General features: G+C 66.1%; 20 protein-coding genes. 11 read left to right on the top strand and 9 right to left on the bottom strand.

Annotated features, from left to right (window positions below):
• Window positions 1-102 precede the first annotated feature (102 nt).
• Complete coding sequence (locus JAO75_RS02000; RefSeq protein ID WP_199046230.1) at window positions 103-1,524, top strand: MATE family efflux transporter; 1,422 nt, start codon at window positions 103-105, stop codon at window positions 1,522-1,524.
• On the opposite strand, the gene ispH is transcribed toward JAO75_RS02000, so the two are convergent.
• From ispH to crtI, 8 genes are all read right to left on the bottom strand, one after another.
• Window positions 1,503-2,471 (bottom strand): 4-hydroxy-3-methylbut-2-enyl diphosphate reductase, encoded by a 969-nt coding sequence (ispH, locus tag JAO75_RS01995; protein ID WP_199046228.1) that lies wholly within the window; start codon window positions 2,469-2,471, stop codon window positions 1,503-1,505. The two genes, JAO75_RS02000 and ispH, sit on opposite strands and share 22 nt — an antisense overlap.
• Entirely contained in the window at window positions 2,468-3,754 is a 1,287-nt protein-coding gene (locus tag JAO75_RS01990; protein WP_199046227.1) for a hydroxysqualene dehydroxylase, read from the bottom strand. The genes ispH and JAO75_RS01990 overlap by 4 nt, the downstream gene beginning before the upstream one ends.
• Window positions 3,751-5,409 carry a squalene/phytoene synthase family protein gene (locus JAO75_RS01985; RefSeq protein WP_199046226.1) on the bottom strand — a complete coding sequence of 553 codons (1,659 nt, stop codon included), beginning with the start codon at window positions 5,407-5,409 and terminating at the stop codon, window positions 3,751-3,753. The genes JAO75_RS01990 and JAO75_RS01985 overlap by 4 nt, the downstream gene beginning before the upstream one ends.
• The gene (locus JAO75_RS01980; protein ID WP_199046225.1) at window positions 5,406-6,518 is read right to left on the bottom strand and encodes a glycosyltransferase family 2 protein; all 1,113 of its coding nucleotides are present in this window, start codon (window positions 6,516-6,518) and stop codon (window positions 5,406-5,408) included. Before JAO75_RS01980 ends, JAO75_RS01985 begins: the two co-directional genes overlap by 4 nt.
• Window positions 6,515-7,255: a lysophospholipid acyltransferase family protein gene (locus JAO75_RS01975; RefSeq protein ID WP_199046224.1), complete on the bottom strand. Its 741-nt coding sequence runs from the start codon at window positions 7,253-7,255 to the stop codon at window positions 6,515-6,517. Before JAO75_RS01975 ends, JAO75_RS01980 begins: the two co-directional genes overlap by 4 nt.
• 95 nt (window positions 7,256-7,350) lie before the next feature.
• A complete protein-coding gene (locus JAO75_RS01970; RefSeq protein ID WP_199046222.1) occupies window positions 7,351-8,886 on the bottom strand; it encodes a phytoene desaturase family protein in 1,536 nt (511 codons plus the stop codon).
• A gap of 82 nt (window positions 8,887-8,968) precedes the next feature.
• Complete coding sequence (locus JAO75_RS01965) at window positions 8,969-10,066, bottom strand: SAM-dependent methyltransferase (RefSeq protein ID WP_199046220.1); 1,098 nt, start codon at window positions 10,064-10,066, stop codon at window positions 8,969-8,971.
• A gap of 139 nt (window positions 10,067-10,205) precedes the next feature.
• Complete coding sequence (gene crtI, locus JAO75_RS01960) at window positions 10,206-11,756, bottom strand: phytoene desaturase family protein (protein ID WP_199046218.1); 1,551 nt, start codon at window positions 11,754-11,756, stop codon at window positions 10,206-10,208.
• Between the two features lie 306 nt (window positions 11,757-12,062).
• On the opposite strand from crtI, the gene JAO75_RS01955 reads away from it, so the two are divergent.
• From JAO75_RS01955 to JAO75_RS01925, 7 genes are all read left to right on the top strand, one after another.
• Window positions 12,063-12,482 (top strand): septal ring lytic transglycosylase RlpA family protein, encoded by a 420-nt coding sequence (locus JAO75_RS01955; RefSeq protein ID WP_246742312.1) that lies wholly within the window; start codon window positions 12,063-12,065, stop codon window positions 12,480-12,482.
• Window positions 12,483-12,540: 58 nt separating this feature from the next.
• On the top strand, window positions 12,541-12,897 hold the full coding sequence (locus JAO75_RS01950; RefSeq protein WP_199046217.1) for a hypothetical protein: 357 nt from the start codon (window positions 12,541-12,543) through the stop codon (window positions 12,895-12,897).
• A 73-nt stretch (window positions 12,898-12,970) separates the two neighbouring features.
• A complete protein-coding gene (locus JAO75_RS01945) occupies window positions 12,971-13,276 on the top strand; it encodes a hypothetical protein (protein WP_199046216.1) in 306 nt (101 codons plus the stop codon).
• Between the two features lie 161 nt (window positions 13,277-13,437).
• Complete coding sequence (locus JAO75_RS01940) at window positions 13,438-13,749, top strand: polyhydroxyalkanoic acid system family protein (protein WP_199046215.1); 312 nt, start codon at window positions 13,438-13,440, stop codon at window positions 13,747-13,749.
• 192 nt (window positions 13,750-13,941) lie between these two features.
• The gene (locus tag JAO75_RS01935) at window positions 13,942-15,159 is read left to right on the top strand and encodes a glycosyltransferase (RefSeq protein WP_199046214.1); all 1,218 of its coding nucleotides are present in this window, start codon (window positions 13,942-13,944) and stop codon (window positions 15,157-15,159) included.
• Window positions 15,160-15,165: 6 nt separating this feature from the next.
• Complete coding sequence (gene glf, locus JAO75_RS01930; protein WP_199046213.1) at window positions 15,166-16,320, top strand: UDP-galactopyranose mutase; 1,155 nt, start codon at window positions 15,166-15,168, stop codon at window positions 16,318-16,320.
• Window positions 16,321-16,395: 75 nt separating this feature from the next.
• On the top strand, window positions 16,396-18,567 hold the full coding sequence (locus tag JAO75_RS01925) for a family 1 glycosylhydrolase (protein WP_199046212.1): 2,172 nt from the start codon (window positions 16,396-16,398) through the stop codon (window positions 18,565-18,567).
• Between the two features lie 122 nt (window positions 18,568-18,689).
• Here the strand turns inward: JAO75_RS01925 and JAO75_RS01920 are convergent, their stop codons facing one another.
• Window positions 18,690-21,440 (bottom strand): glycoside hydrolase family 2 protein, encoded by a 2,751-nt coding sequence (locus tag JAO75_RS01920; RefSeq protein ID WP_199046210.1) that lies wholly within the window; start codon window positions 21,438-21,440, stop codon window positions 18,690-18,692.
• A gap of 327 nt (window positions 21,441-21,767) precedes the next feature.
• Between JAO75_RS01920 and JAO75_RS01915 the strand changes: the two genes are divergently transcribed.
• From JAO75_RS01915 to JAO75_RS01905, 3 genes are all read left to right on the top strand, one after another.
• The gene (locus tag JAO75_RS01915; RefSeq protein ID WP_199046208.1) at window positions 21,768-22,058 is read left to right on the top strand and encodes a hypothetical protein; all 291 of its coding nucleotides are present in this window, start codon (window positions 21,768-21,770) and stop codon (window positions 22,056-22,058) included.
• Between the two features lie 201 nt (window positions 22,059-22,259).
• A complete protein-coding gene (locus JAO75_RS01910) occupies window positions 22,260-24,827 on the top strand; it encodes a DUF3772 domain-containing protein (RefSeq protein ID WP_246742311.1) in 2,568 nt (855 codons plus the stop codon).
• Window positions 24,824-25,321, top strand: a complete 498-nt coding sequence (locus JAO75_RS01905) for a CAP domain-containing protein (protein ID WP_199046206.1) — start codon at window positions 24,824-24,826, stop codon at window positions 25,319-25,321. The genes JAO75_RS01910 and JAO75_RS01905 overlap by 4 nt, the downstream gene beginning before the upstream one ends.
• Window positions 25,322-25,411: the final 90 nt, after the last annotated feature.

The raw sequence follows: 25,411 nt of genomic DNA, 5'->3' as shown, positions 1-25,411 counted from the left end.
TGAGCGAAGAGGTGAACGGACGCGCTTGAGTTCAGGTTCCTTCCTGCGACGAGAGTTCCCGATGTGGCTTTCCGGCGGCAGGTTGGCTACAAGCCCCGCATCATGATTCATCGCACCTCCCCGACCGAACGCACCGCCTGGGCGGCGGAACTCCGCGCGACTCTGGCCCTCGGCTGGCCGCTCGTTCTCGCCACCCTGGCGCAGAACGCCTTGATGACCACCGATGTGATTCTCATGGGCTGGATGGGTTCGGAATCGCTCGCGGCGGGTGCACTCGGCACCAATCTCTATTTCGCCTTCCTCATTTTCGGCATCGGCCTCGTCAACGCCACCTCGCCGATCATCGCCGAGGAGCTTGGCCGCAAGCGCCATTCCGTGCGCGAGGTGCGGCGCACCGTTCGCCAGGGCCTGTGGGCCTCGGTGACGGTTGCGATCCCGATCTGGATCGTCGCCTGGAACGGAGAAGCGATCCTGCTTGCCATCGGCCAAGAGCCCAGGCTTGCGCACAATGCCGGCGAGTACATGCGGGCGCTGCAATGGAGTCTGCTGCCGTTCCTGTTCTTCCTGGTGCTGCGCTCCTTCCTGGCGGCGCTGGAGCGTCCGGGTTGGGCCCTGTTCATCGGCTTGCTCGCCATCCCGGTGAATTTCGGCGCGGCCTATGCCCTGATGGTGGGCTCGTTCGGCCTGCCGGCCCTGGGGCTGATCGGCGTGGGCCTCGGCACGGTGTTGTCGAGCACGTTCATGTTCCTCGGGCTCGCCCTGGTGATCGTCCTCGACCCGAAACTGAGGCGCTATCATGTGTTCGGGCGCTTCTGGCGAGCCGATTGGCCGCGCTATCGCACCCTGTGGCGGCTTGGCGTTCCCATCGGCCTGACGCTGATGTTCGAGGTGACGATCTTCAACGCGGCTGCCATGCTTATGGGCCGGCTCGGCGCGAGCGAGCTCGCCGCCCATGCGGTAGCGCTGCAGATCGCCTCCTTCTGCTTCTCGGTTCCGCTCGGCATCGGGCAGGCCGTCACGGTGCGCGTGGGCCGCGCCTATGGGGCGCAGGACGCGCCAGGGGTCACCCGCGCCGGCTGGACGTCGTTCGCGCTCGGCACGGGCTTCATGGTCATCACGGCCTCACTCATGATGTTCGCCCCGCACCTGCTGCTCGGCGCCTTCCTCGATTTGAGCGACCCGAAGAATGCGCTCGTGGTCGAGCTGGCGCGCTCGTTCCTGGTGGTGGCGGCCATCTTCCAGCTGGTGGACGGCGCGCAGGCGGTCGGTGCCGGCATGCTGCGCGGTCTTCAGGACACGCGGGTGCCGATGGTCTATGCGGCCCTGGGCTATTGGGGCGTCGGCCTGCCGCTCGGCATCATCCTGGCCTTCGGCACGCCGCTGCGCGGCATCGGCATCTGGATCGGGCTCGCGAGCGGGCTCACCGTGGTGGCGTCGCTCATGCTGTGGCGCTGGCTGCGCCGCGACCGGCTCGGGCTGGTCACGGCCATGCCACAGGACGTTCAGGAAGCGTTTGCGAGCTGATTGACGAGACGCGAGAGATCGACGGGGGCGAACTGCGCATCCTCGCGGGTGACGCTCACCTCCTCGACGGTGAGGCGCCGCCACTGGGCGAGCCGCGCCAAGGCCTCCTGCACCAGATCCTCCGGCGCTGAGGCTCCGGCGGTGAGGCCGATCACGGCGGCCCCGTCGATGAAGGAGAGGGTCAGATCCTTCGGATCCTGCAGAAGCAGCGCCTGGCGGCCCTCGTTGACGGCCACCTCGCACAGGCGGTTGGTGTTCGACGAGTTGCGCGCGCCGCACACGATGATCCGCTCCGCCCGCCGGGCGATGACGCGCACCGCCATCTGCCGGTTCTGCGTCGCGTAGCAGATGGTCTTCACGTCCGGTCCCTGGATGGCCGGGAACCGTGATTTCAGCGCCGCGATGATCTCGCGCGTGTCGTCCACGGAGAGCGTAGTCTGGGTGACGTAGGCGATGCGCTCCGGGTTCAGGACAGGCACGTTAAGCGCCTCCTCGACGCTCTCGATCACATGCACGGTGCCGTCGATCTGACCCGTCGTGCCCTCGATCTCCACATGGCCCCGGTGGCCGATGACGATGATCTCGCGGCCTGCCCTGGCATGGCGCTGTCCTTCGAGATGAACGCGGCGCACGAGCGGGCAGGTGGCGTCGAGCACGGAGAGCCCGCGGCCTGCGGCCTCCCGCTCCACCGCGCGCGACACCCCATGGGCGCTGAAGATGGCAACCGCACCGTCGGGAATCTGCGCGATGTCATCGACGAAGACCGCACCCTTGCGTTTGAGGTCGTCCACCACCCGGTTGTTATGGACGATCTCATGGCGCACATAGACGGGCTTTCCCGTGCGCTCCAGCGCGTCCTCGACAGCCCGGATGGCGCGTTCGACCCCGGCGCAGAAGCCTCGCGGCGCCGCCAGCAGAACGGTGAGCGGCGGATGGTCCTGAATCATGCCGCATCCTCCGTCTTCAAGGCTGAATCTCTGGCAATGGTGGCCCGGGTGCCGCGGGCGTGGTGCAGAATGGATGCGGCGTGCTCGCCGGCCATCACGGCGCTCTCAATGGTGGCGGGAAGGGAGCCGATCCAGTCGCCGGCCAGCGCCAAGTTGGCGAGCGGCCGCAGGGGCGGCTGCGGCAGCGTCTCGGCGGCTTGGCGGATCGTGGCGCGCTTTTCCTTCACGACGCGGGTTTCGGGCTGCTGGTCGGCGCGTGCATCGAGGCCGAGGGAGCGCAAGGCGGGCGCGATCTCGCGCCAGATCCGCGCCGCCACATCGAACGCACTCTGATCGACCACCGCGTCGGCCGCCGAGACGGTGACGCTCACATGGCCCGGGCGGATCAGCGCCCATTGGGCGAGAGTTCCGATAAAGCCGATGAAGCGCGGATGCTCCAGCCCCTGCATGCGGTAATGCACGTTGAGGATCGGCTCGAACTGCGTCGGCACGGGAAGCTCGGGCAGAAGCCGCTCCACCTCATAAGGAGGGAGCGCCAGGATCACGCGGTCGTCGGGGCCGAGCATCACTGTGCGGTCGCTGAGCGCCAGCCCGATCACGCGCCCGTTGGCCGTGAGCAGCATGCGCAAGCGCTGACCGGTGAGAACGGGCACGCCTCTGGCCTGCAGGGTCGCGACGGCGGGCGCGATCAGGTCCTCGCTCAGCCCGTTCTTCGCCACCAGGAGACGCCCGGCGCCGGGGCGGATGAGCTGGCGGAGCGCACAGGCGAGCCGCTGCGCGGAGGCCTGCTCGGGCGGCGTGTTGAGCACCGCCACCGTCAGCGGCTCGATCAGGCTGTCCATGATCGGGCGCTTCCCGATGATGGAGGCCACCGGGCAGTCCTTCGCGGCAAAGACCAGGCGCAGGATGCGGGCGAGATCGGGCAGGGTCAGCCCCTGCGGGCGGCGGGATGGCCGCAGCCAGGACCAGGGCGAGAGGCCGACCCGGCGCATCTCGCCGGTGCGCCCGTCATAAAGGGGAAGGCCCTTGGACTCGGGCTCGATCCAGCGCTCGCGCGCACCTACGGTTCTCAGGAGATCGAGCGCCCGCCCGTTCGCCGTGAACAGCACATGGGTGCCGTTGTCGTGATCGAACCCATCGGCAGGATGCAGCGTGCGGCAGCGCCCGCCCGGATGGGGAGCCGCCTCGTAGAGCACGGCTTCGCCGCCATCCGCCGTGACGGCCAGCGCCGCGCTCAAGCCTGCGATTCCCGCGCCGACGATATGGGTGCGTCGTGCTGTCATGCGGCCCTCATGGCGCGGGTGATGAGGTGCAGGCGATCCGCTGTGCTCAGGCGCAGCCGGCCTTGGCGCGTGCCCCAGCCGCGGGCCTGCAATCGTGCGAGCACGCGGCGATAATTCTCCATCATCAGGATCGCGGGTTTCAAGGCCGTGCGGTCGAGGCGCGTCAGGGCGGCATCGGCAACGGCAAAGCCTGCATGCGCCTCTTCGGCCAAGCCTTCGCAGACGCGGGCGAAGCGCGGATCGGCCACGAGGGTGGCGGCGGGCGCATCCTGCAACCCGAGCTGCGCCAGCCGCGACAGGGGAACATAGACGCGCTCGCAGGCTGCATCCTCGTCCACGTCGCGAAGGATGTTTACGAGTTGCAGGGTGCGCCCGAGATTGATGGCGAAATCATGGGCCGACGGCACGCCGAAGATGCGGATCGACAGGGCTCCGACCGAACCCGCTACCCGGCGGCCGTAGAGATTGAGCTCGTAATCGCTCGTGATCCGCACCCTGTCCGCGCTGTCCATCTCCATGCCGTCGAGGAGCGCGTGGCATTCCTCCATCGGCAGCTTGAAGAGGGTCGACGCACGGGCGAGCTCGCGCCCGACGGGCGTCTCCGGGGCGCGCTGCAGCCGGTCGAGCTCGCGTCGCCATTCGCGCAGGAAGGCGCGCTTCTCGGAGGGCGGCGCGGCCCCGTCGGCGATGTCGTCGACGGCGCGGCAGAAGGCATAAACCGCATGCATGGCCCGCCGACGTTCCTGCGGGAGGCTCTGCATGCCGAGGCGGAACGACGATCCGGAGCGCCGCACCATGGCGGCCGTGATGCGCTGGTCGCTTCCCGCCGGCTGGCGCAGCGTTCCGCCCAGCCCCTTCAGGAAGGCCATGCAGGCGTCGGCCTTGCTCACCTGCACCCGCTCCAGAACCGGATCGCTGCGGCGCAGGCGTTCGCTCAAGCGCCGGGCCAGCGCGACCGTGGCGATGCTCTGGGCGCGCAGGCGAGGATTCTGCAGATGCTCCGGCAGGGATTGCGCCTGATCGATCAGCGCGTCGACCCGGTCGAGCATGGCGTCGCACACGCTGCGGCGCAGATCGGCACGCGACGGTTCGAAGAAGGCCTTTTTCGAACCTGCGCCCATGATCCAGCGCAGCGGGATGTAGATGCGCCCGAGATTGTCGTGATCCTTGCCGCAATCCTGCAGGTGGTTGAGGATCTGCAGCGCCGTGCACAAGGCATCCGCCGGACCTTGCGCGCCGCCGCGCTCCTTGTGCAGCGCCAGCAGGAAGCGTCCGACAGGGTTGGCCGAGAAGCGGCAATAGTCGATGAGCTCCGCCCACTCGTTGTAGCGCGCCTTCACCGCGTCCTGGCGGAAGGCGCGCAGGAGATCGCGCGCCTGCACGATCCCGGCCTTGTGCTGCCTGTCGGCGGCATGCAGGCGCGCCGCTTCGGGAATCGCAGGATCCCCGGCGATGAGCGCCTGCTCGAGCTCATCGAGCCGGTTGAGCTTCTCGGCTGCTTTCAGCCCCGGTGCATCGGCGATGTCGTCGGCGAGCCGCGCGAAGGCGTAGAAGGCGAGAACCGCATCCCGGTGCTCGGGCGAGAGCACCAGGGAGGCCACGGGAAAATTCTCGTTCCGTGGCCGCTTCGTTGCCTGCATCGTGTCCAGGCTCATGGCTTCACCCCGACAGGATAGAGCCGCCCCTTCCAGCCGGCCCGATGGGCCGTGCCGATCCGCAGGAGCACGCTCCATTGAATGGCGAGGCCGACGAGCATGGTGAAGGGATGCAAGGGGATGGACCAGGGATTCTCCCGCGTCGCCACGGTCACAAGCGTCCGCGTCGCGAGGGACAGGAGCGCCGCAGCCACGATGGGCAGATTCGGCGCGAACGGCAGCAGCACGAACGGCAGGATATGCCCGCCGAGGAGAAGCGCCGTCCAGACCGGCAGCGCGACGGGCGTCGCCATGCCTTCATGGGCGTTCTTGGCAAAGCCGTTCCAGGCCTCGTCGAAGCGCGCATACATCCGGCAGGAGGCGAGGGGATCGCCCGGCACGAGATCGGTCATGAAGCCCTTGCGGCGGAAGAGCCGCGCGAGCTGAATGCCGTCATGGATCCGCGCGTGGATCGCGGCGTGGCCGCCGCTCGCGCGATAGGCCTCCCGCTCCACCAGCATGAGCTGGCCGCAGGCCGCGCCGAGCCCCGGATCGCGGGAAAGGCGCATGAAGCCCATGGGCAGATAGCCGAGGAGCAGCAGGTTGATGGTGGGGACTGTCAGCAGCTCGCCTGGCGAGCGCATGATCTGGCGCGGCACGGCGCTCACCAGGCCGGCATTGGTCTCCTGCGCGTGTCCCGCCAGACGGGCGGCGGCCTGCGGCCTCAAGCGCACGTCGGCATCCACGAACAGGAAGTGCGTGCCCTGGGCTGCTTCGGAGAGATGATGGCAGGCGTGAACCTTGCCGGTCCACCCTTCCTCGAGCGGAGGAGCCGTGAGGAGGCGCACCCGTGCGTCGCGGGCGGCATAGGCGCGGACGATCTCGGGCGTCGCATCCGTCGAGCCGTCGTCCATGACCAGGATCTCGACCGGCACGCCAACGCTGGCCAGAGCCGCATCGAGGGCAGGGCCGATGTTCTTCGCTTCGTTGCGTGCGGGGATCAGGATCGAGACGAGGACATCTCCTTTCGGCGCATGGGCCGGTGTCGCCCGCAGGATGCTCAGGTTCACGAGAGCCAACGCGAAGGGGAGGATCGCGAGCGCGAGCAGGATGAGGCCGAGCACCATCATGACGGGCGTCCCTCATGCGAGGGATCGAAGCTTCGTCCGCGCAGGGCTGCCGCCACCCGGCGCCAGCCGTCGTAGAGGCCGCCCACGCCGGCCCGGCCTTCGAGCAGGGCGCGGAAGCGCGCCGGGTCGCGGCTCTGCACGTCGGCGCTCAGCCGGTCGAGGGTGGTGGCGAGTTCGCCCTCGAGGCGGTCCAGGCGCGCGGGGCGTGCGAGGCTCAGGAGGTCCTCGCCGCGCATGGGCTTGCCGAACGCGATAAAGGTCTCGGCCCCGCGCTCCAGCCAGAAGCCGTACTCGATGGCGAGCGGGATGATCGTGCAGCCGGGCGCGAGTTCGGGAAGGCGCGCCACGCCGGCTTTCAGGCCGAGCGGGCGCTCGCGCACGTCGCTGAAGTGCCCTTGGGCGGTGATCCAGAGCGCGCGGTCCGGCGACGACAGGATCTCGGCGCTGGCGCGCAGGAAGTCCGCCGCGCCGCGCGGGCTCTCGAGATCGACGCCGAAGGCGCCGATGCGGCCGAAGACGCCGTATTGCTTGAGCATCGCGGCGTCGATGGGCGCGTAGCTTTCGTAAGAGGGCAGGAAGCGATCCGCAGCGATGATATAGACCGCCGCGTCCCACCACGCCGGGTGGTTTGAATAGACGATCACCGGACCGCTCGCAGGAGCGGCCGGCATGCCCCAGGCGGCGATCCGCAGCGCATTCATGTGCCGCGTGAAGTAGCGGCGGAAGGTCGAGACCATGAAGCGGTGGAGCAGGGGGGAGCGACGCGCAACAGGTGAAAGCCCACCGCGACGGGGCGGTGAGCGTTCTGTGGCGGCCTTGCTCGTTTCCTGCCTCAAGACACGTTCCGTAGATCGGTGACCTTGGTGTCTGCATCGAGCGCGTCGGCGGCGATCCAGCCCGACATCATGACCATCGGCATGCCCGGCCCGGGATGGGCCGCACCGCCGGCGAGGTAGAGGCCCTGCACCTGGCGGCTGCGGTTGCCCGGCTTGAACGCGCCCATGAACTTGCCGTGGCTCGCCAGACCGTAGATAGCGCCGTTGAGCACCTTGTAACGGTCATGGATGTCCTGCGGCGTGAGATGGCGCTCGACGACGATGCGCTCCTCGATGTCCTCCATGCCCGCCGTGCGTTTCAGCTTGTCGATGATCGTCTGGCGATAGGCCGGGAACATCTGCGACCAGTCGTGATGCGGGCGGAGATACGGCGTGTGCACCAGCACGTAGAGCGCCTCGCCGCCTTCCGGCGCGACGCTCGGGTCGGTGGCGGCCGGTGCCGCGAGATAGCAGGTGGGATCGGGCGCCGGCTCGCCGCGGCGGTAGATGTAGTCGAACTCCTCCTCCGGGTCGCGCGAGAACACGAAGTCGTGGTGGAGCACGTGATCGTAGCGCTTGTTGAGGCCGAGATAGAGCACCACGCCGGAGCAGGCAGGCTCGAAATCCTTCTTCGCGTAGTGCTCGCCCACCTCGCCGCCGACGAGCTCGCGATAGGTGCGGATCGAATCCATGTTGGAGATCACGCGGTCGTAGGCCACCGTTTCGCCGCTCGCGAGCACGAGGCCGGTGACGGCGCCGTTCTCGATCCTGAGGGACGCCACGTCGCTGTCAGTCTTGATGGTGGCGCCGAGTTCCGTCGCGAGCTTCGCCAGGGCCTCGGCCACGGCGCGGGTGCCGCCCATGGGATACCACACGCCGTCCGCCGCCTGCATGTGGGCGATGGCGCACAGCACGGCGGGCGAGCCATAAGGAGAAGAGCCGACATATTGGGTGAAGTGGTCGAGCATCTGGGCCAGGCGCTCATCCTTCACCTTGGACCGGATCGTGCCGGCCACCGACGATCCCATGCGCAGGGACAGCACGTCCCGCAACGTTCCCGGATTCATGTTGGCGCGGATGTTGATCGTGTCGAAGAGGTCCTCCACCGGCTTCCAGAAGAAGAACTTGTTCGAGATCTCGTGGAGATGGGCGGAAATCTCCTGGAAGCGCTTGTAGCCCTCGCCGGTGTTCTTGCCCGGAGCGAAGCGGTCCATGGCCTGGGCCATGGCGTCGATGTTCTCCTGCAGGTCGATCTGCGTGCCGTCGTCGAAGAAGCAGCGCCATTGCGGATCGAGCCGCACGAGGTCGAGATAGTCGTGGAGGTTGCGCCCGGCCTCGGCGAAGATGCGCTCCAGGACCCGCGGCACGGTGAGGATGGTCGGGCCCATGTCGAACCGGAACCCGTCCTCGTGCAGCACGGCCGCCTTGCCGCCGATCCAGGCGTTCTTGTCATAAAGCGTGACCGTGTGGCCGCGGGCGGCGGCAACGCAGGCGGCCGCCAATCCGCCCAGTCCTCCGCCGATGACTGCAACCGAACTTCCTTGAGCGCTCACGATGTCCTCCCGCAGGGCACGAGCCTAGTCGTTCCAAGGCCGGTGTCCAGTTGTGTTGGTTCTAGGAATGGCATGACCCACTTCAAGGCAGATCACGCAGGTTTGGGCGACGGGCGCAGATCATGCGCAGGGACTGCCGTCCCGGCGCCCGGATCACCGGGTCGAAGCCGGCCGATTCCAGGAGCGGCTTGATCTGGGCCACGTCGCGGGTGTTGCCGCCCCAGAGCAGGTTCTTCAGCCGGTTGACCACGGATGCCGTGCTCCGGCCGTCATGGGCGAGGGCTGCGACCAGAAGCCAGCCTCCCGGCTTCAGGGCGCGGAAGATCCGGCGAATGGCCTCCTCGATGACCGCATCGGGCAGGAACATCTGGGGCAGGAAGGCGAGGTCGAAGGTTTTGTCCTCCTGCATCTCCTCCACCCGCTCCCGGCGGATCGCGATGCGGTTCGCCAGCCCCGCCTGCCGCACATGCGCTTCGCCGAGCTCGGCCGGATGCGGTGCCGGCTCCAGCGCGACGGCGCTCAGGCGGGGGTATTGCCGGCAGAGCGCGATGGAGAGGCCTGCAGCGCCTGCCCCCACGTCGAGAAGCGACGCTCCGGGGGCCTCCAGCCGCGGGACGAGACCCGGCAGGAACTTCAGCTTCGGCAGCGCCCGCGTGGTCCAGTGCCGGGTCAGGGTGCCCTGCGCCTCGATGATGGCGTCGTCGGTGTGCGACCAGCCGTCGAGGCTCAAGGTTCCCGCCTTCAGCCTGCGCCGGAAATCCTCGCTCTGCAGCAGCGGTGCGCGCAAGGCGGCCTTGAAGGTCTCCGCCCCTTCCGGCGACGTGAACGGCATCAGGGACGGTGAGGCCTGCACCCGGCCGCCCTTCCATGTGATGAAGCCGCGGGCGGCGAGCGCATCGAGCAGGGTTTGCACGAGAGCCGGCGGAAGGGACAGGGCCTGCGCCAGCTCGGCGCTGGTGGCCGGCTGCCTGAGCCGCATGAGCAGGCCGCTCTCGGCGCAGGCCGACAGGACGCTTGCCGACCAGATGGCGGTATCGGCCTCTTCGAGCACCTTCAGGACGTCGTCAGCCTTTCGGGAGGCCGGCGCGCCGACGGGAATGCGCCAGGAGCCGAGACCCATGGAGCCGAGGCCGAAGCGGTCTCCCCCATGGGACAGAAGGGCATAGGCGCGCCACAGCATGGGGATCTAGCGGATCGACGGCAGGGCCTTCATCGAGGGATCCTCGATGAGGGTTCGGGCCGATTGGCGGGCTTGGGGGCCGATGAGGGAATGAGAAACAGAAACGCGAGCAATCCGATCCGGCTCATGGCATCTTCCCTCACAAAGCGGCTTCGCCCACCGGCGCGACGGCGGGCTCCGGCCTGTCATTCCCGACCTTGCGGCGCTCGCGATCTTCGAGCAGCAGGCGCGTCGTGATCCGGGCGCCTTCGTAAATGACCGGCAGCCCGCTGCCCGGATGGGTGCCGCCGCCGACGAGATAGACGTTGCGGCCAAAGCGGTTGTGCGGCCGGAAATAGAGCATCTGCGTCAGGTTGTGCGCGAGATTGAAGGTGGCGCCCTCGAAAACCGCGAACTCGTCCTCCCAGCCGCGCGGCGTCACCACGCGCTCGAAGCGGATGCGGCTTTCGATGTCGGTGAGGCCGAGCACCTTCAGCCGCTCCAGGGCGATCCTGCGATAGCGCGGCGCCTCCTGCGCCCAGTCGACGTCGCAGCGCAGGTTCGGCACGGGCACCAGCACGTAAAGGCTCGCATGGCCCTTGGGCGCAAGCGACGGGTCGGTCACGCCGGCATGATGCACGTAGATCGACGGCTCGTCGGGCAGAATGCCGTTGGTGATCTCGTGGATGTTGCGCTCGTATTCCTTCGACAGCAGGATCGTGTGGTGGGCGAGATCGCCCACATCACCTTCGATGCCGAGATACAGCATGAAGGTGGAACAGGAGATCTTGGCGCGATCGAGCTTCTTGTTTTTCCAGCGCGGGCGCATTTCTTCCGGCACGAGGCGGCGCATGGCATGGCCGAAGTCGCCGTTGACCACCACGGAGCCGGCACCGAACCGCTCGCCGCCGGCCTCGATGCCGACCGCTTCCCCGTTCTCGTAGAGAATGCGATCGACCGGCGTGTTCAGCCGGATGTCGACCCCCATCTTGCGCGCCACGTTCGCCATGGCCTCCGACACCGCGCCGCAGCCGCCCATGGGGTGGAACACGCCGTGCTCGTATTCGAGGAACGAGAGGATCGTGAACAGGCTCGGGCACTGGAACGGCGACATGCCGAGGTATTTCGTCTGGAACGAGAAGGCGAGGCGCACGCGCGGGTCGGCGAAGTAGCGCTTGAGATCGCCGTCGACGCTGGAGAACGGCCTGAGCTTCGGCAGCGCCGCGATCATGGCGGGCGAAAAGAGGTCCGCCGGGCTCGAAAAGGCCTGTTCCAGCACGGGCCGGAAGGCTTCGAGCTTCTCGCGGTTGTCGTCGAGGAAGCGCCGCACGTTGCGGGCATCGGCAGGAGCAAGCCGGGCGATCTCCTGCTCCAGGCGATCGAGGTCGTAGGTCGCGCGGATATCGCCGCCGCCTTCGAACACGAGGTGATATTGCGGGTCGAGGCGCCGGAGTTCGAGATGGTCCTCCAGGCGCTCGCCGCAGGCCTCGAAGATGTCCTTCAGGACGCGGGGATACAGGAAGAACGTGGGGCCGATGTCGAATTTGTAGCCGCCGGGAGCGTGAATCGTGCGGGTGCGGCCACCCACGGCGGGTTCGCGCTCGAAAATCGTGACCGGAATCCCCTCGCGGGCCAGCAGCATGGCAGATGCCAAGCCCCCCGGACCCGCCCCGATGATGGCGACGTGTTGTGACTGCGTGGAAGTCGGCATGAACCGGCAGCCCTACCCTCTTGGAATGATTGCTGCTGGAACTAGAACACCTTCAAGAGCGGGGTAGGGGCGGCCCCGGACGCTCACGGAATGGTGAAATATTCCGTCGACGGAAAGAAACTTTGTTCCAAATAGAGAAACGTCATTTCACATATTGATGCAGCGCCAAAAAATTCTTCAGGCTAGTTTTGCCAGTAATTCCATATCTCTGAAGTATGATAAGGGGCTGGAAAAATTTAGACGCCTTATTCTTGCCTTTTTGAAGTTCAGCTTCACTTCCCAACGAAACGGAAGGGGAGACTGTCCTTGAAGAATATCCTCACCCGAGCATCCATGATGGTGCCACTTCTTTTCCTGGCGGCCTGCAATACAACCGCCTCCAACGACCCCTCGGTCACGGGATCCATCTCGACGGCCAATATCGAGACGGGCAAAGCGCTCCAACGCGGCACCGCCTCTTGGTACGGGCCCGGCTTCCACGGTCGCAAAACCGCCAGCGGGGAGCGCTTCAATTCCAACGCTATGACGGCGGCTCACCGTTCTCTGCCCTTCGGCACCCGTCTCAAGGTCGTCAACGAGACCAACGGCCGTTCCGTGGTCGTCCGGGTGAACGACCGCGGTCCCTTCGTCCACCGGCGCATCATCGACCTCGCCAAGGGACCCGCGCAGGCCCTCGGCCTGACCTCGTCCGGAGTCGGCTACGTTTCCCTTCACCGGCTCAATTAGGCGCTTCTTAATCCCTTGCGGCGATTCTTGCTCCGATTCGGGACCAAGGGTTGCTTACATGGAATCGAGATCGTCTCAGCCGACGAACGTCATCCGCTTTCCGGGCGCGCGCTCGTCGGCCAATCCCCGCCACGACCAGAAGAGCCTCATGGACGCCGTGTATTCCGCGGGCTCGCTGACGATTGGGGCCGGCGATCGCATGACGAAGGCCATAGCGACGCGGCTCACCATCTTCGGTTTCGTCGTCATCGATGAGATCCAGGCGGACGGCATGGGGCGGCGACTCCGCCCCTCGGAGGCCTTTCACGCCTCCACGGCCTTGCCCTGGCGCATCTCGAAGCCCTCAGGATCCTACCGTATCGATGGCGGTATTCCCGAAGCCGACAGGGATCTGTTCGCGGCTCTGCAGGCCTGACGGCCGCTAGGACTCGCCTTTCCCCCTCCGTGAGCTATGTCCTGCTCCGGTCTAGGCGTTCCAGGGGAAGGCGATGCACCTGATTCAAATCCTTCTGCCGCTTGCCGACAATGCGGGCCGCCGCTTCAAAGGCGAAGCCTATGGGCAGGTGCGCTCGGAGCTGGCCGAGCGCTTCGGCGGCATCACGAGCTTCACCCGCGCGCCGGCCGAAGGCGTCTGGAAGGAAGGCAGCCACACGACTCATGACGATATCGTCGTGTTCGAGGTCATGGCGCGTGAGCTCGATCATTCCTGGTGGGAGCCCTATCGTGCCGAACTGGAGCGTCGCTTCGACCAGGAAGCCATCGTGATCCGGGCGATTCGCGTGGAAATGCTGTAGCGCATCGTGCGGCCCGTTGGGCCTGCCCCAAACGATGCGCTGTCTTAGGTTTCGGAGCATCGAATAGGCCCCAAAAGTGCAATCCACTTTTGGGTTCGATGCTCTAGCAGCGGAACCGAAAGGCAAGGCTTCGCTTGTCGAGTAAAAAGCGGAGCACCCTCATGTCGAAACCTCTCGTCGTCTCCATTCCCCATAACCTGGGTCAAGCCGAAGCCACGCGACGGCTTCAGGGCGGCATGGCAGGCGTGAAATCGCAGTTCGGCGACAAGGTCGCGTCCATCCAGGAGACCTGGAGCGGAAACAGGATGGACTTTCGCGTCGGCGCCATGGGCCAGAACGTCAGCGGCCATCTCGAAGTCATGCAAGATCAGGTGCGTGTCGAAGTGCAGTTGCCGTGGATACTTGCGATGGTTGCGGAGAAGGCAAAGACCTTTATCCAAAAGCAAGGAACACTCTTGCTCGAAAAGAAGTGACGCCAACTATTCCCATGAATAGCCGCTCACGATGATGAACGCAGATGGAACCAAATTGCCCCATCTGCGTTGTGGAATCGATTGCGACCGCGACCCTTCGCCGGTGCGCTTCACTAAAGACATCAATTTATTCGCCCGGACCGGGTTCTTCTGTCCGATCGTGACAACACACCTTTACCTGAGGTTCGCGCTATGCACGAGCGTTTGACGACGCAGTCCTATGCCCATCGTTCGCCTATCAAAGCCGGATCGGAAAAGCCCCTCCTCGTTTGTTTCTCTCACCTGCGCTGGGATTTCGTCTGGCAGCGCCCCCAGCATCTCCTCAGCCGTGCCGCCAAGCACTACAACGTGCTGATCGTCGAAGAGCCTATGTTCAAGGTTGGCGTGACCGCGCACATGGATGTGAGCGAGCGCCCGCAGGGCGTCACGATCGCCGTCCCCATGCTTCCCGAAGGGTTGTCCCATGAGGATATCATCTCCGAGCAGCACGATCTGATCGAGGAACTGATCGGCCGCGAGGCCGCGAGCCCGCGCGTGTTCTGGTACTACACGCCCATGGCCATGGCCTTCACCAGCGATCTGGAATGCGACCTGTGCGTCTACGACAACATGGATGAGCTCTCGCTCTTCCGCGGCGCGTCGCAGGAGCTCCTCGACCTGGAGAGCGCACTGTTCTCGCGCTGCGATCTCGTGTTCACCGGCGGCATGAGCCTTTACGAGGCCAAGAAGAGCCGTCACCGCAGCGTTCACGGCTTCCCGTCGTCCATCGACTTCAACCACTTCTCCCAGGCGCGCTCCATCGACAAGGATCCCGAGGATCAGGCGCAGATTCCACACCTGCGCCTCGGCTTCTTCGGCGTCGTCGACGAGCGCATGGATATCGATCTCCTGGCCGAGGTCGCCGATCTGCGGCCCGACTGGAATTTTGTCATGATCGGCCCGGTGGTGAAGATCGATCCGGCATCCCTGCCGCAGCGGCCCAACATCCACTGGCTCGGCGGCAAGTCCTACAACGAGTTGCCGCACTACCTGGCCGGGTGGGATGTGGGCTTCATGAACTTCGCCCTCAACGAGGCGACGAAGTTCATCAGCCCCACCAAGACCCCTGAATTCCTGGCCGCCGGCGTGCCGGTCGTGTCGACCGCCATCACCGACGTTGTCCGCCCCTATGGCGAGAAGGGCCTCGTCGAGATCGCCAGGAACGCAGGTGAGGTGGTCGCCAAGGTCGAGACCATTCTGGCGCGGCCGAAGGATCCCTGGCTCGCCCGGGTGGACCGGCACCTTGCCGCCGGCTCCTGGGACAAGACCTGGGCCTCCATGCACAAGCTGATGCTGGATGCCACCGGAGAGATCGCCACGAATCGTCCTGCCTCGTCTCTTCCCGTCTATGCCACCACGCCTGCGGAGTGATCTCGAATGTACGACTGGCTGATTGTCGGCGCCGGCTTTGCGGGCAGCGTTCTGGCCGAACGACTTGCGAGCGAGCGCAACGAGCGCGTCCTTCTCATCGACCGTCGCCCGCATATCGGCGGCAACGCCTATGACCGATACGACGATGACGGGCTGCTGATCCACCAATATGGCCCGCATATCTTCCATACCAATTCCAAGCAGATCTTCGACCATCTCTCCCGCTTCACCGAATGGCGTTTCTACGAGCACCGGGTGCTGGCGGAGGTTGACGGCATGCAGGTGCCGATCCCGATCAACCTCGACACCGTCAACAAGCTCTACGGCCTGAACCTGACCTCCGAACAGCTGCAGGACTGGTTCGCCGAGCGCGCCGAAAAGATCGGCGAGATCAAGACGTCCGAGGACGTCGTGGTCTCCGTGGTCGGGCGCGAACTCTACGAGAAGTTCTTCCGCGGCTACACCCGCAAGCAATGGGGCCTCGATCCATCCGAGCTCGACAAATCCGTGACCTCCCGCGTGCCGACCCGCACGAACCGGGACGACCGCTACTTCACGGACGAGTTCCAGTTCATGCCCAAGCACGGCTACACGCGGATGTTCGAGAAGATGGTCAGCCATCCGAACATCGACATCATGACGCAGACCGAATACGACGACGTCAAGAATGTCATCCCGCACCGCCGCGTCATCTATTGCGGACCGATCGACGAGTACTTCAATTTCCAGTTCGGCAGGCTGCCCTACCGCTCGCTGCGCTTCGAGCATGTGACGCTCGACAAGCCCTGGCACCAGTCCGTCGGCGTGGTGAACTTCCCGCAGACGCACGACTACACGCGCGTCACGGAATACAAGCACCTGACGGGCCAGGAACATGCCAAGACGGCGCTTACCTATGAGTATCCGTCCGCCGAAGGCGACCCCTATTACCCGATCCCGAAGGCGGAGAACCAGGAGCTCTTCAAGAAGTACGAGCGCCTGGCTCTGGCGACGCCCGACGTGTGGTTCGTGGGTCGTCTCGCGACCTACCGCTACTACAACATGGACCAGATCGTCGGTCAGGCGCTCGCCACCTTCCGGCGCATCAACGAGTCCCTGCCGGTCGGCGCCGATACATCGGCCGTCAAGGTCATGTCGTCGCCCGCAGGATTATTTTCGTAATCACCTGAAAAACATCGAACATTCCGCGCTAAGAGTAGTTGACGAACGCTTGTTACAATAGCTCGGAGTTGCATGATGAAACGATCACTAGAGCTTTGGGGCGGTTTGGAATGTACTGTCGCACGCGTAGGCGACGACTACCGCGACCAAAGCCTGGAGACCGGTTATAATGATCGCATCGAGGATCTCGACCGCATTGCCGAACTCGGGATCCGCACGCTCCGTCATCCGGTGCTCTGGGAGACGATCTCTCCCGAGAGCCCGGACCGGACGGACTTCTCCTGGCATGACACCCGCCTAAAGCGCCTTCAGGAGCTGAACATCCGCGCCATCGCGGGCCTGTGCCACCACGGCAGCGGCCCGCGCTACACCGACATGCTCGATCCCGCATGGCCCGAGCTTCTGGCGCGTCACGCCGCCAACGTGGCGGAGCGCTACCCTCATCTCGATCTCTATACGCCCGTGAACGAGCCGCTCACCACGGCGCGGTTCTCGGGGCTCTACGGCCATTGGTACCCGCACGGCACAAGCTACGAGACTTTCCTCAAGATCCTTGTCAACGAGTGCAAGGCGACCGTCCTGTCCATGCGCGCCATCCGCAAGGTGCGGCCCGATGCGCAGCTCGTGCAGACGGACGACATGGGCAAGACCTTCTCGACGCCCGCGCTCGCCTATCAGGCAGAGCACGAGAACCAGCGCCGTTTCCTGAGCTTCGATCTCCTGTGCGGCATGGTCGACCGGGACCATCCCTGGTGGAACACGTTCATCGCTAACGGCGTCGCGCAAGCCGATCTCGAACTGCTGCTTGAGGCTGATGCGGCGCCCGACATGATCGGCATCAACCATTATCTCACCAGCGAGCGCTATCTCGACGAGCGTAAGAACCGCTATCCGGAGCACCATTGGGGCGGCAACGGGCGACACGAATATGCGGACGCGGAGGCCGTGCGCATGCCGCTGCCTGCGGCCGATCTCGGCCCCGCCGCGCGCCTGCGGGAGGTGTGGGAGCGCTACCGGCGGCCCATGGCCGTCACCGAGGCCCATCACGGCAGCACCCGCGACGACCAGCTCCGCTGGCTCATGGAGGTATGGAACGACGTCGAGACGCTGCGCAGCGAGGGCGCCGACATCCGTGCCGTGACCGTCTGGTCCCTCAACGGGGCCGTGGACTGGAACAGCCTGCTCACCCGGCGCAACGGCTTCTACGAGCCGGGCCCCTTCGACGTTCGCGCTCCGGTGCCGCGACGCACGGCCCTGGCCCATTTGGCCGAGGCGCTCGCCAAGACTGGCACTTTCGATCATCCGGTGCTCGACCGCGCCGGCTGGTGGAAGCGCGACATCCGCTTCTACAAGCGCCCGTCGAAGGAGTCGCGCGCCTGCTGGCTCGCCGACGAGCCGCGCCAGCTCCTGATCACGGGCGCTACCGGAACCCTGGGCCGCGCCTATTCGCGCCTGTGCGATTTCCGCGGGCTCAACCACGCTCTGCTCTCGCGCCAGGACATGGACATCGCCGATCCGGCGAGCGTTGCGAAAAGCCTTGAGTGCCACCGGCCCTGGGCGGTGATCAACACGGCCGGCTATGTGCGCGTCTCGGAGGCCGAGAACGATCCTAAGGCGTGCTTCCGCGAGAACACCAAGGGCGCCGAGGTTCTCGCGAAGGTCTGTGCCGATCTTGGCATAAAGCTCGTGACTTTCTCGTCCGATCTCGTCTTCGACGGCTCACTCGAGAGACCCTATGTGGAGAGTGACGCGGTCAACCCGACCACGGTCTACGGTGAAAGCAAGGCCGAGGCCGAGCGTCGCGTGCTGGAAGCGCACGACAAGGCGCTCATCCTTCGCACGAGCGCCTTCTTCGGACCCTGGGATCGTTACAACTTCGTCTGGTCCATTCTCAACACCCTGAGCAAGGGAGAAGGGGTGGAAGCCAGCCTCGATGTGGTGTCGCCCACCTACGTGCCCGATCTCGTGAACACCTCCCTCGATCTGCTGATCGATGGCGGTACGGGCATCTGGCACATGGCCAATATCGGCGAGACCTCCTGGCGGGATCTGGCCGCTGCAGCAGCCGAGCGCGCGGGCTTCGATCCCGGCCTCGTCACCGATGCGGGCGATTGGCCTGTGCTCAACACGGCGCTGTCCACCGAGCGCGGCATTCTCATGCCGCACCTCGAGGGCGCCCTCGACCGCTTCTTCGCCGACAGTGAAGTCGAGTGGTCGGAGGACCATATGAAAGTAGCAGCCGAGTAACCGCCCCCATTCCGATCATGCTCGAGAGGCCGGCCTTGCGCCGGCCTTTTCCTATGGGGCGCAAAGAAAAAGGCGGTGCAGACCTCTCTGCACCGCCTTTTGTGCGCATGGTCTAAAGCGCCTTACGCCGCAGCTTCCGCGGCCCGGACTGCTTCCTCGAGACGCGCCGTCCGCGATTCGACCGCGAGCTCCACCAAGGCATCGAGCAGCATCGTGGCGGTCGGGTCGGCCATCGGCGCATCCCGGAGCAGGCGCAGGGTCGAGGCGACCAGGCGGCCACGGCCGTAGGAGCGCTCGACGCCGAGCGCCACCGGCTTGTGGATCCAGCCGACCACGAGGCCGGCGAACACGCGGGCCTGGAAGTCGAGCAGGTTGCAGCCCGAGATCACGTAATCCGGCAGCACCCGATCCATGGTCTCGTCGAGCAGCGGCCCGGACGGGAAGCGGGCGAAATGGCCCGAGCGCCGCAGCCAGCCGAAGGACGAAGCCCAATCGCCCGACCAGAGCGTGCCGTGACGGGCCTGCACCTTCACCGCCTGCCAGTGCGGGAAGAACGGATAGAGGCTCATGTCGCTCTCCGGCAGCAGCAGGAGCTTGGCGCCGGCGCGCACGTGGTCGGCAATCGCCTTGCTGTGCGTGCGGGCGACGACGAGGGTCGATTCCTCGAAAGCGCGGGCCAGGGTGTAGCCCAGCGCCTGGAATCGCTCGCGGATGTCCTCGTCCGGCGACCACACCAGCTCACGCGCATGAACGGGCCGGGTGCGCTTGGGATGGATCGCGATATCGTGGTGGTTATGCGCGATCAGGCGGCCGTCGGATGCCCGCAGATCGAAACTGATCCGCCGCAGCTCCGGCTCGTCCATGGTGGGCAGCTTGATCTCCACGCGACCCAGGTCGAGCACGTCCGGCGCCTCGATGCGCGGCAGGGGCAGCGTCTGGCTCTCGCCGGCGACCGTAACCTCCAGCTGGCAATTCTCCAGAACGGGACCAGCCCCATGTGCGACGGCCAGTTCCAGCGCGACCGTTTCGCCGGACCAGTAGGAGGCACGCTCCCATTTCGGCACGATCACCGTGTCGGAGTTGATGATGGGGAACAGCTCGTGGAACACGCGCGTGTTGCGGCGCATGTCGAGCAGGCCGTTCGATTCCCAGTGGCAGTCGTGCAGCTCGGTGATCACGTAGCCCGCGAGGCTGGGCTTGCGCCGCATCGCTTCGATTTCGTATTTCAGCGCGCGGAACTGCTGCCATTGCGCGGCGATCACGAACCGGCGCAGGTCGCCGAACACGCGGTCCAGGCTCCAGTCCGAGAAGCGGTTCTCGACCCCGTGGGCGTACATCACGCCCTCGCCCCAGTCGTGGCCGGTCTCGAACCACCAGGGCTCCTCGCCCTTCTCGTCGCGCAGGTCCTTCGGATAGGGCAGGCCCCAGTTGCCGAACTCCGAACACATGAGCGGCTCGCGCCCGGTGATCACCGCATCGCCGTGCGGCGAGTAGAGCCACGAGGCACGAACCGACAGCTCGTCCACGAACTGGTCCCACTGCTCCCTGTGATCGGGATAGGCGGCATAGAAGTGATAATCCGCAATGTCGGATTCCACGTGGAAGCTCGGCGCGAGCGGCGAGTTGTCGACCACGAGGCGCGTGGGGTCGTAGGCCTTGAGCCACGCGAAGGTGCGCTTGAGCCAGTCGCGGTGATCCGCGTCGTTGACGAGGTCGACGCCCCAGTTCTCGTTGATGATCGTCCAGATGACGATGGACGGATGGTTGGCGTCGCGGTCGACGATGCCCTTCAGCAGCTTTTCCTTTCGCCCGCGCGAGCGGTCGGTGGCCATGCCGCCGTTGGGCAGCTCCGTCCAGATGAGCAGGCCCATCCGGTCCGCTACTTCGTAGTAGCGAGGGTCCGCCGCCTTGATGTGGCAGCGCAGGCAGTTGAGCCCCATCTCCTTCGCCTTGCGGAACTGGTCCTCCAGGAACTCTACTGACGGCACGGTGCAGATCATGTCCGGGTAGTAGTCCTGGTCGAGGGCGGAGCGCAGATAGAGCGGCTCGCCGTTGAGATAGAGCTTGCCGTTCCGGGTCTCGATCGAGCGGAAGCCGAAATTGTCGCCAATCTCGTCCTTCACCTCACCGCCGCGCATGAGAGCCAAGGTGATGCGGTAGAGATTCGGATGGTCGGGCGACCAGGCCTGCACATCGTCGAGGGTGAACTCGAACGGCATGGAGGTGACTCCCACCTGCGTCTCGTGCATCTCGTCGAGCACCACGTCGCCGGACGGGTCGGTCACCTGGATGCGGATCTGCGTCGCGTCCGTCAGCGGGCGCGCGAAGAACACCCCGGAGGTGACGCGCCCGGTGGTCAGGTTGGGCACGAGGCGCACGCGGTTCATGTGGTCCGAGATGCGGCGCTCGAGATAGACCGACTGCCAGATGCCGGACAGGGGGCCGTACCAGCTCTGCTTGCCGAACGGGATCTCGGCGAAGGGCGAGTCGGGGAACTCGGCCGGGTTGTCGGTGGGGCTGTCGACCCGGACCTTGATCTCGTTGGGCCCGGGCCTGAGGTGGGCGGTCACGTCGAAGGAGAAGGGCAGGAAGCCGCCCTCGTTGTGGCCCACGACTTCGTCGTTCACGAACACCTTGGTGTTGTGAAACACGGCCCCGAAGCGGATCCAGACGCTGTCGTGGAGCCAGTCTTCGTCGATCTCGATCGTCTTGCGGTAGATGCCGATGCCGGCCCGCATCCGCAGGTCCGAGAACTGGGCCTGCCAAGGACTGGGCACCGTGATCTGGCGGACCTCCGCCGGGCCCGACAGACGGTCGTCGGCCACATGCAGAAATTCCCAAGTCCCGTCCAGGCTGATGCGATAGTCCTGCATGATCTCTCCTTGAATCAGAGATTACCCAAGGGTTTCGAAAGCGGCGAAAACATGACTGAGAGCAGCCCGGCGGCGGCAGTTGCCCGCCCTGCGACACCTCGTGCCACGTTGGCTTGCTCGACCCATCGGCCCCTCGTCTCTGACCGTGAATGGCGGCCCGTGTCGGACAACGGAAAAGAGCTTCATTGGATCCAGGGATCGGAGCGCATGGAAGTCGAACGGCCAAGTTCCATCCGGACAGGAACCGCCCTCCGCATCTGGCGTTGCCCTGATAACGCCGAGCCTTGCTGCTCGCTCCACGGACGACGTTTTTGAAAGAGGCTGACAATGGCTCGATTGATTCCTGATGATCGCACCCGCCAGGGAGGCTCCGGCCGCCCGGTTCTGGGCGTCCTGCTCGGCTCCCTCATGCTTCTCGTGGTTGCAGTCGCCGGCTACATGATTTGGGCGACCACAAGCTCGCCCGACGATCCGGGCACGGATGCCGCCCGGGCCAACGTGACAGGGTCCACGAGCGGCGCGTCCGACGCCAATCCCACCAACAGGATCCCGCCCGAGAACCCGGCCTATCCGGCGCCGAACGCGCAGCCCTCCGCGAACCCAACTCCGCAGCAGTAAGGCGACTTCCCCAAAGTCAGCCGGGTGAGGCATCCGAGCCTCCCCGGCTTTTTTGTTGCGCTTGGTCTGCCCTGCGGCGAGTTTTCGCCGTAATGATTCGCAAAGAACCGGCCCGCTCGAGCATCGTGCGAAAAACGGAACCGGCAGAAGGGGAGCATCGGACGGAATCCGTGCCCCTGGGAATGCGATAGGGTAGACCGAATGACGAGTATCGGCTTGAAGCGGCTCCTCGGGGCCGCCGTGATCGTGCTGGCGACGGCCGTCGGCGGCGCGTCCGACGCGCAGCAGGCACCAAACGCTCCCAAACCGCAGGCGCAGGTTCCGGCTCAACCGCAGCCCCAGGCGGCTCCTGCGCCCCTACCGGCCGCTGCCGCACCGGCTCCCGCCACCGTTTCCGCCGAGACCAAGGCTGCCCGCGCCAAGCTCGACGGCTACAAGGCCGACCTCGAGCAGAAAGAGGCGGCGATCCAGAGCCGCACCATGGCCGATGCGGATCTGCAGACCATTCGTCAGCAGATCGAACCGATCATCACCGACATCCGCACCGTGGTCGAGGAGCAGGCCCCACGCCTCGAGGCCAGCAGGCAGCGTCTGTCGCAGCTCGGGCCCAAGCCCGAGAAGGGGCAGCCCGAGGAAAGTGCTGACGTGGCCCGCGACCGCGCGGAGCGCGAGGCCGCCGTGGCGGAGCTCGACGAAACCCAGCGCCTCGGCCGTGCCCTGCTGGTGCAGGCCGAGCAGCTCAGCACCCAGATCGGGGACCTGCGCCGGACGGGCTTCGCCCGCGCCCTGTTCGAGCAGAGCGATGGCCTGTTCAGCCCCGGCCTCTGGATGAGGGTGGCGCAGGCCCTTCCGCGGGAGCTGCGGGCGCTGGGCGTCGTCGCCGAGGATGCCCTGGATCAGTTCCGGCGCAACACGACCCTTGGGGTCCTGCTCCTCCTCGGACTGGCCATCGGCGCGGCGATTGCGCTCTATGCCGGCCGGCGCTCCATCGCCCCCCGTCTCGTGCGGCGCGACAGGGCCATCAACGATCCCTCGCGCCGCAGCCGCCTCTTGGCGGCGCTCGGCGTCCTGGTTCTCGGAGCGGGCCCGGCCATCGCCGGAAGCTGGGTCGTCTGGGCCGCCTTCGATTCCGCCGACATCGTGCCGCCCCGCCTGGAGCTGGTCGGCAGGGCTCTCCTGAGCGGGCTTGCCTTCATCGCCATCGTGCGGGCCCTGATCGACGCCATCCTGGCGCCGGACCATACCTCGTGGCGGCTGATCCCGGTGCGGGACGCCTCCGCCGACCGGATCATGCACTTCTCCGTCACCCTCGCGACGGTCATGGTGGTCGGCAAGGTGATCGAGGCCTTCAACAAGGCCGTTGCGGCTGCCCTGCCGATCACGGTGATCACCCGGGCGGTCTTCGCCCTCGCGGCGGCTCTCGTCTTCGCCGAGCTCCTGCGGCGGTTCGCGGCCCGCGAGTCTCAGGACGAAGCCTGCCTCGGGCCCTACGTCCCGCAGGAGGTCGACATCGGCGGTCCCCTGCGCAGCCTCGGCTGGTTCGTCGTGGCCCTGATCATCGGCAGCGTGCTGGGCGGCTACATCGCCCTGGCCTCGTTCCTGGTCGATCAGGCGGTGGGAATTTCCCTCATCATCGCTCTTCTGGCTCTCGGCATCGCGTTCGCCGACGAGTTCATCGGCGGCTCCCTGCGCGGCCAGAGCCGCATCGCCACCACGCTCCAGGCCAATACGGGCCTTCGCCGCCGCTCGCTGGAGCAGATCGGCATCCTCGTGAGCGGCGTTGCGCGCCTTGCGCTCATCCTCATCGCGGTCCTGCTCGTGCTGCTGCCCTGGGGCATCGATTCAGCCGACGTCACAGGCTCTCTCAGGACCTTGTTCTTCGGCTTCAATGTGGGCGACGTCACGATCTCCGTGTCGTCGATCCTCATTGCGGCGGCGCTGTTCGCCGGGGGCTTTGCCGTCACGCGGATCATCCAGCGCTGGCTCAACAACACGTTCCTGCCGGCCACCGAACTCGATGCGGGCCTGCGCAACTCGATCAGCACCGCGGCCGGCTATGTGGGCATCATCATCGCGGGCGTGATGGCCTTCACCTATCTGGGCCTGAGCCTGGAGCGGGTGACCATCGTGGCCGGCGCGCTCTCGGTCGGTATCGGTTTCGGCCTGCAATCCATCGTCAACAACTTCATCTCGGGGCTCATCCTGCTCTGGGAGCGCCCGATCCGCGTCGGCGATCTGGTGGTCGTGGGCGACGGCGAGGGCTATGTGCGCCGGATCAACGTGCGCTCGACGGAAATCCAGGCCTTCGACCGCTCGACGATCATCGTGCCGAACTCGAACCTGATCTCCGGCATCGTGCGCAACCGGGTGCGCAACGACCGCGTCGGCCGCGTGCTCGTGTCGGTTCCGGTGCCCCGCGCCTCCGACCCGGATCAGGTGGCGGAGATCATGCGCAAGGCCGCGCTCGCCCATCGGGAGATCATGAGCGAGCCTGCTCCTCGGGTGCTGTTCAAGAAGGTGACCGAAAACACCATCGAGTTCGACCTCATCTGCTTCGTGGACGACATCGACGCGGCGGGCCGGGTGTCGAGCGACATCTATTTCGAGATCTTCCGCGGGCTGCGCAGGGCCGGCATCGGGGTTCCCGCGCCCGCGCCCGCGCCGGCTCCCGAACCCGAGCCTGAGGATGAGCCGAAGGGCAAGACACCGAAGCCCGAGGAGAAGGAGGACGAAACCTTAACCCTTCTCAAGGATAAGACGCCCGCATGAAGCGTCTCATCCTCATCAGCCTGTCCGCCCTTGGCCTGGCCGCCTGCCAGAGCGATAAGCCCGTCACCCAGGGCCAGACGCCGAGCTTCTACGTCTCCATGGCCAAGGCCGGAGCGGAGGTGGACGCCGCCATGGCGCGCGACATGATCAGCGCCTATCGCGGCAACAACGGGCTTCGTCCGCTGACCCTCGATCCGGATCTCCAGGCCGCAGCCCAGGCGGAGGCCGACGCCATGGCAAGCGCCGACAGGCCAAGCTCGGCGGACGCCTTCAAAGCGCGGCTCGCCTCCGGGGGCTTCGCCCAGCCCGCCGCGAACCTCTCGGCCGGCTATCACACCCTGGCCGAGGCCTTCTCCGGCTGGCGCGAGAGCCAGCCGCACAACCGGGTGCTCCTCGACGCGAGGGCCACCCGGATCGGCATCGCCACGGCCTATGCGCCGAACTCCAAGTACAAGGTCTACTGGGCCCTGGCCGTCGCGGCCGACAGGCGCTGAGCCGCGTCTGGCGCCTTGCGGGGGCGCAAACGGGTATGCAACCCTGGAGCGGGGGCGGAGTTTTTCCCCAGACTCATGCTTCTTGAGGCT

The sequence above is a fragment of the Microvirga splendida genome (assembly GCF_016427565.1).
In the GTDB taxonomy this organism is placed as follows: Bacteria; Pseudomonadota; Alphaproteobacteria; order Rhizobiales; family Beijerinckiaceae; genus Microvirga; species Microvirga splendida.
The sequence above is the reverse complement of the archived record's forward strand: the minus strand, read 5'-3'. Positions and strand labels throughout refer to the sequence as shown.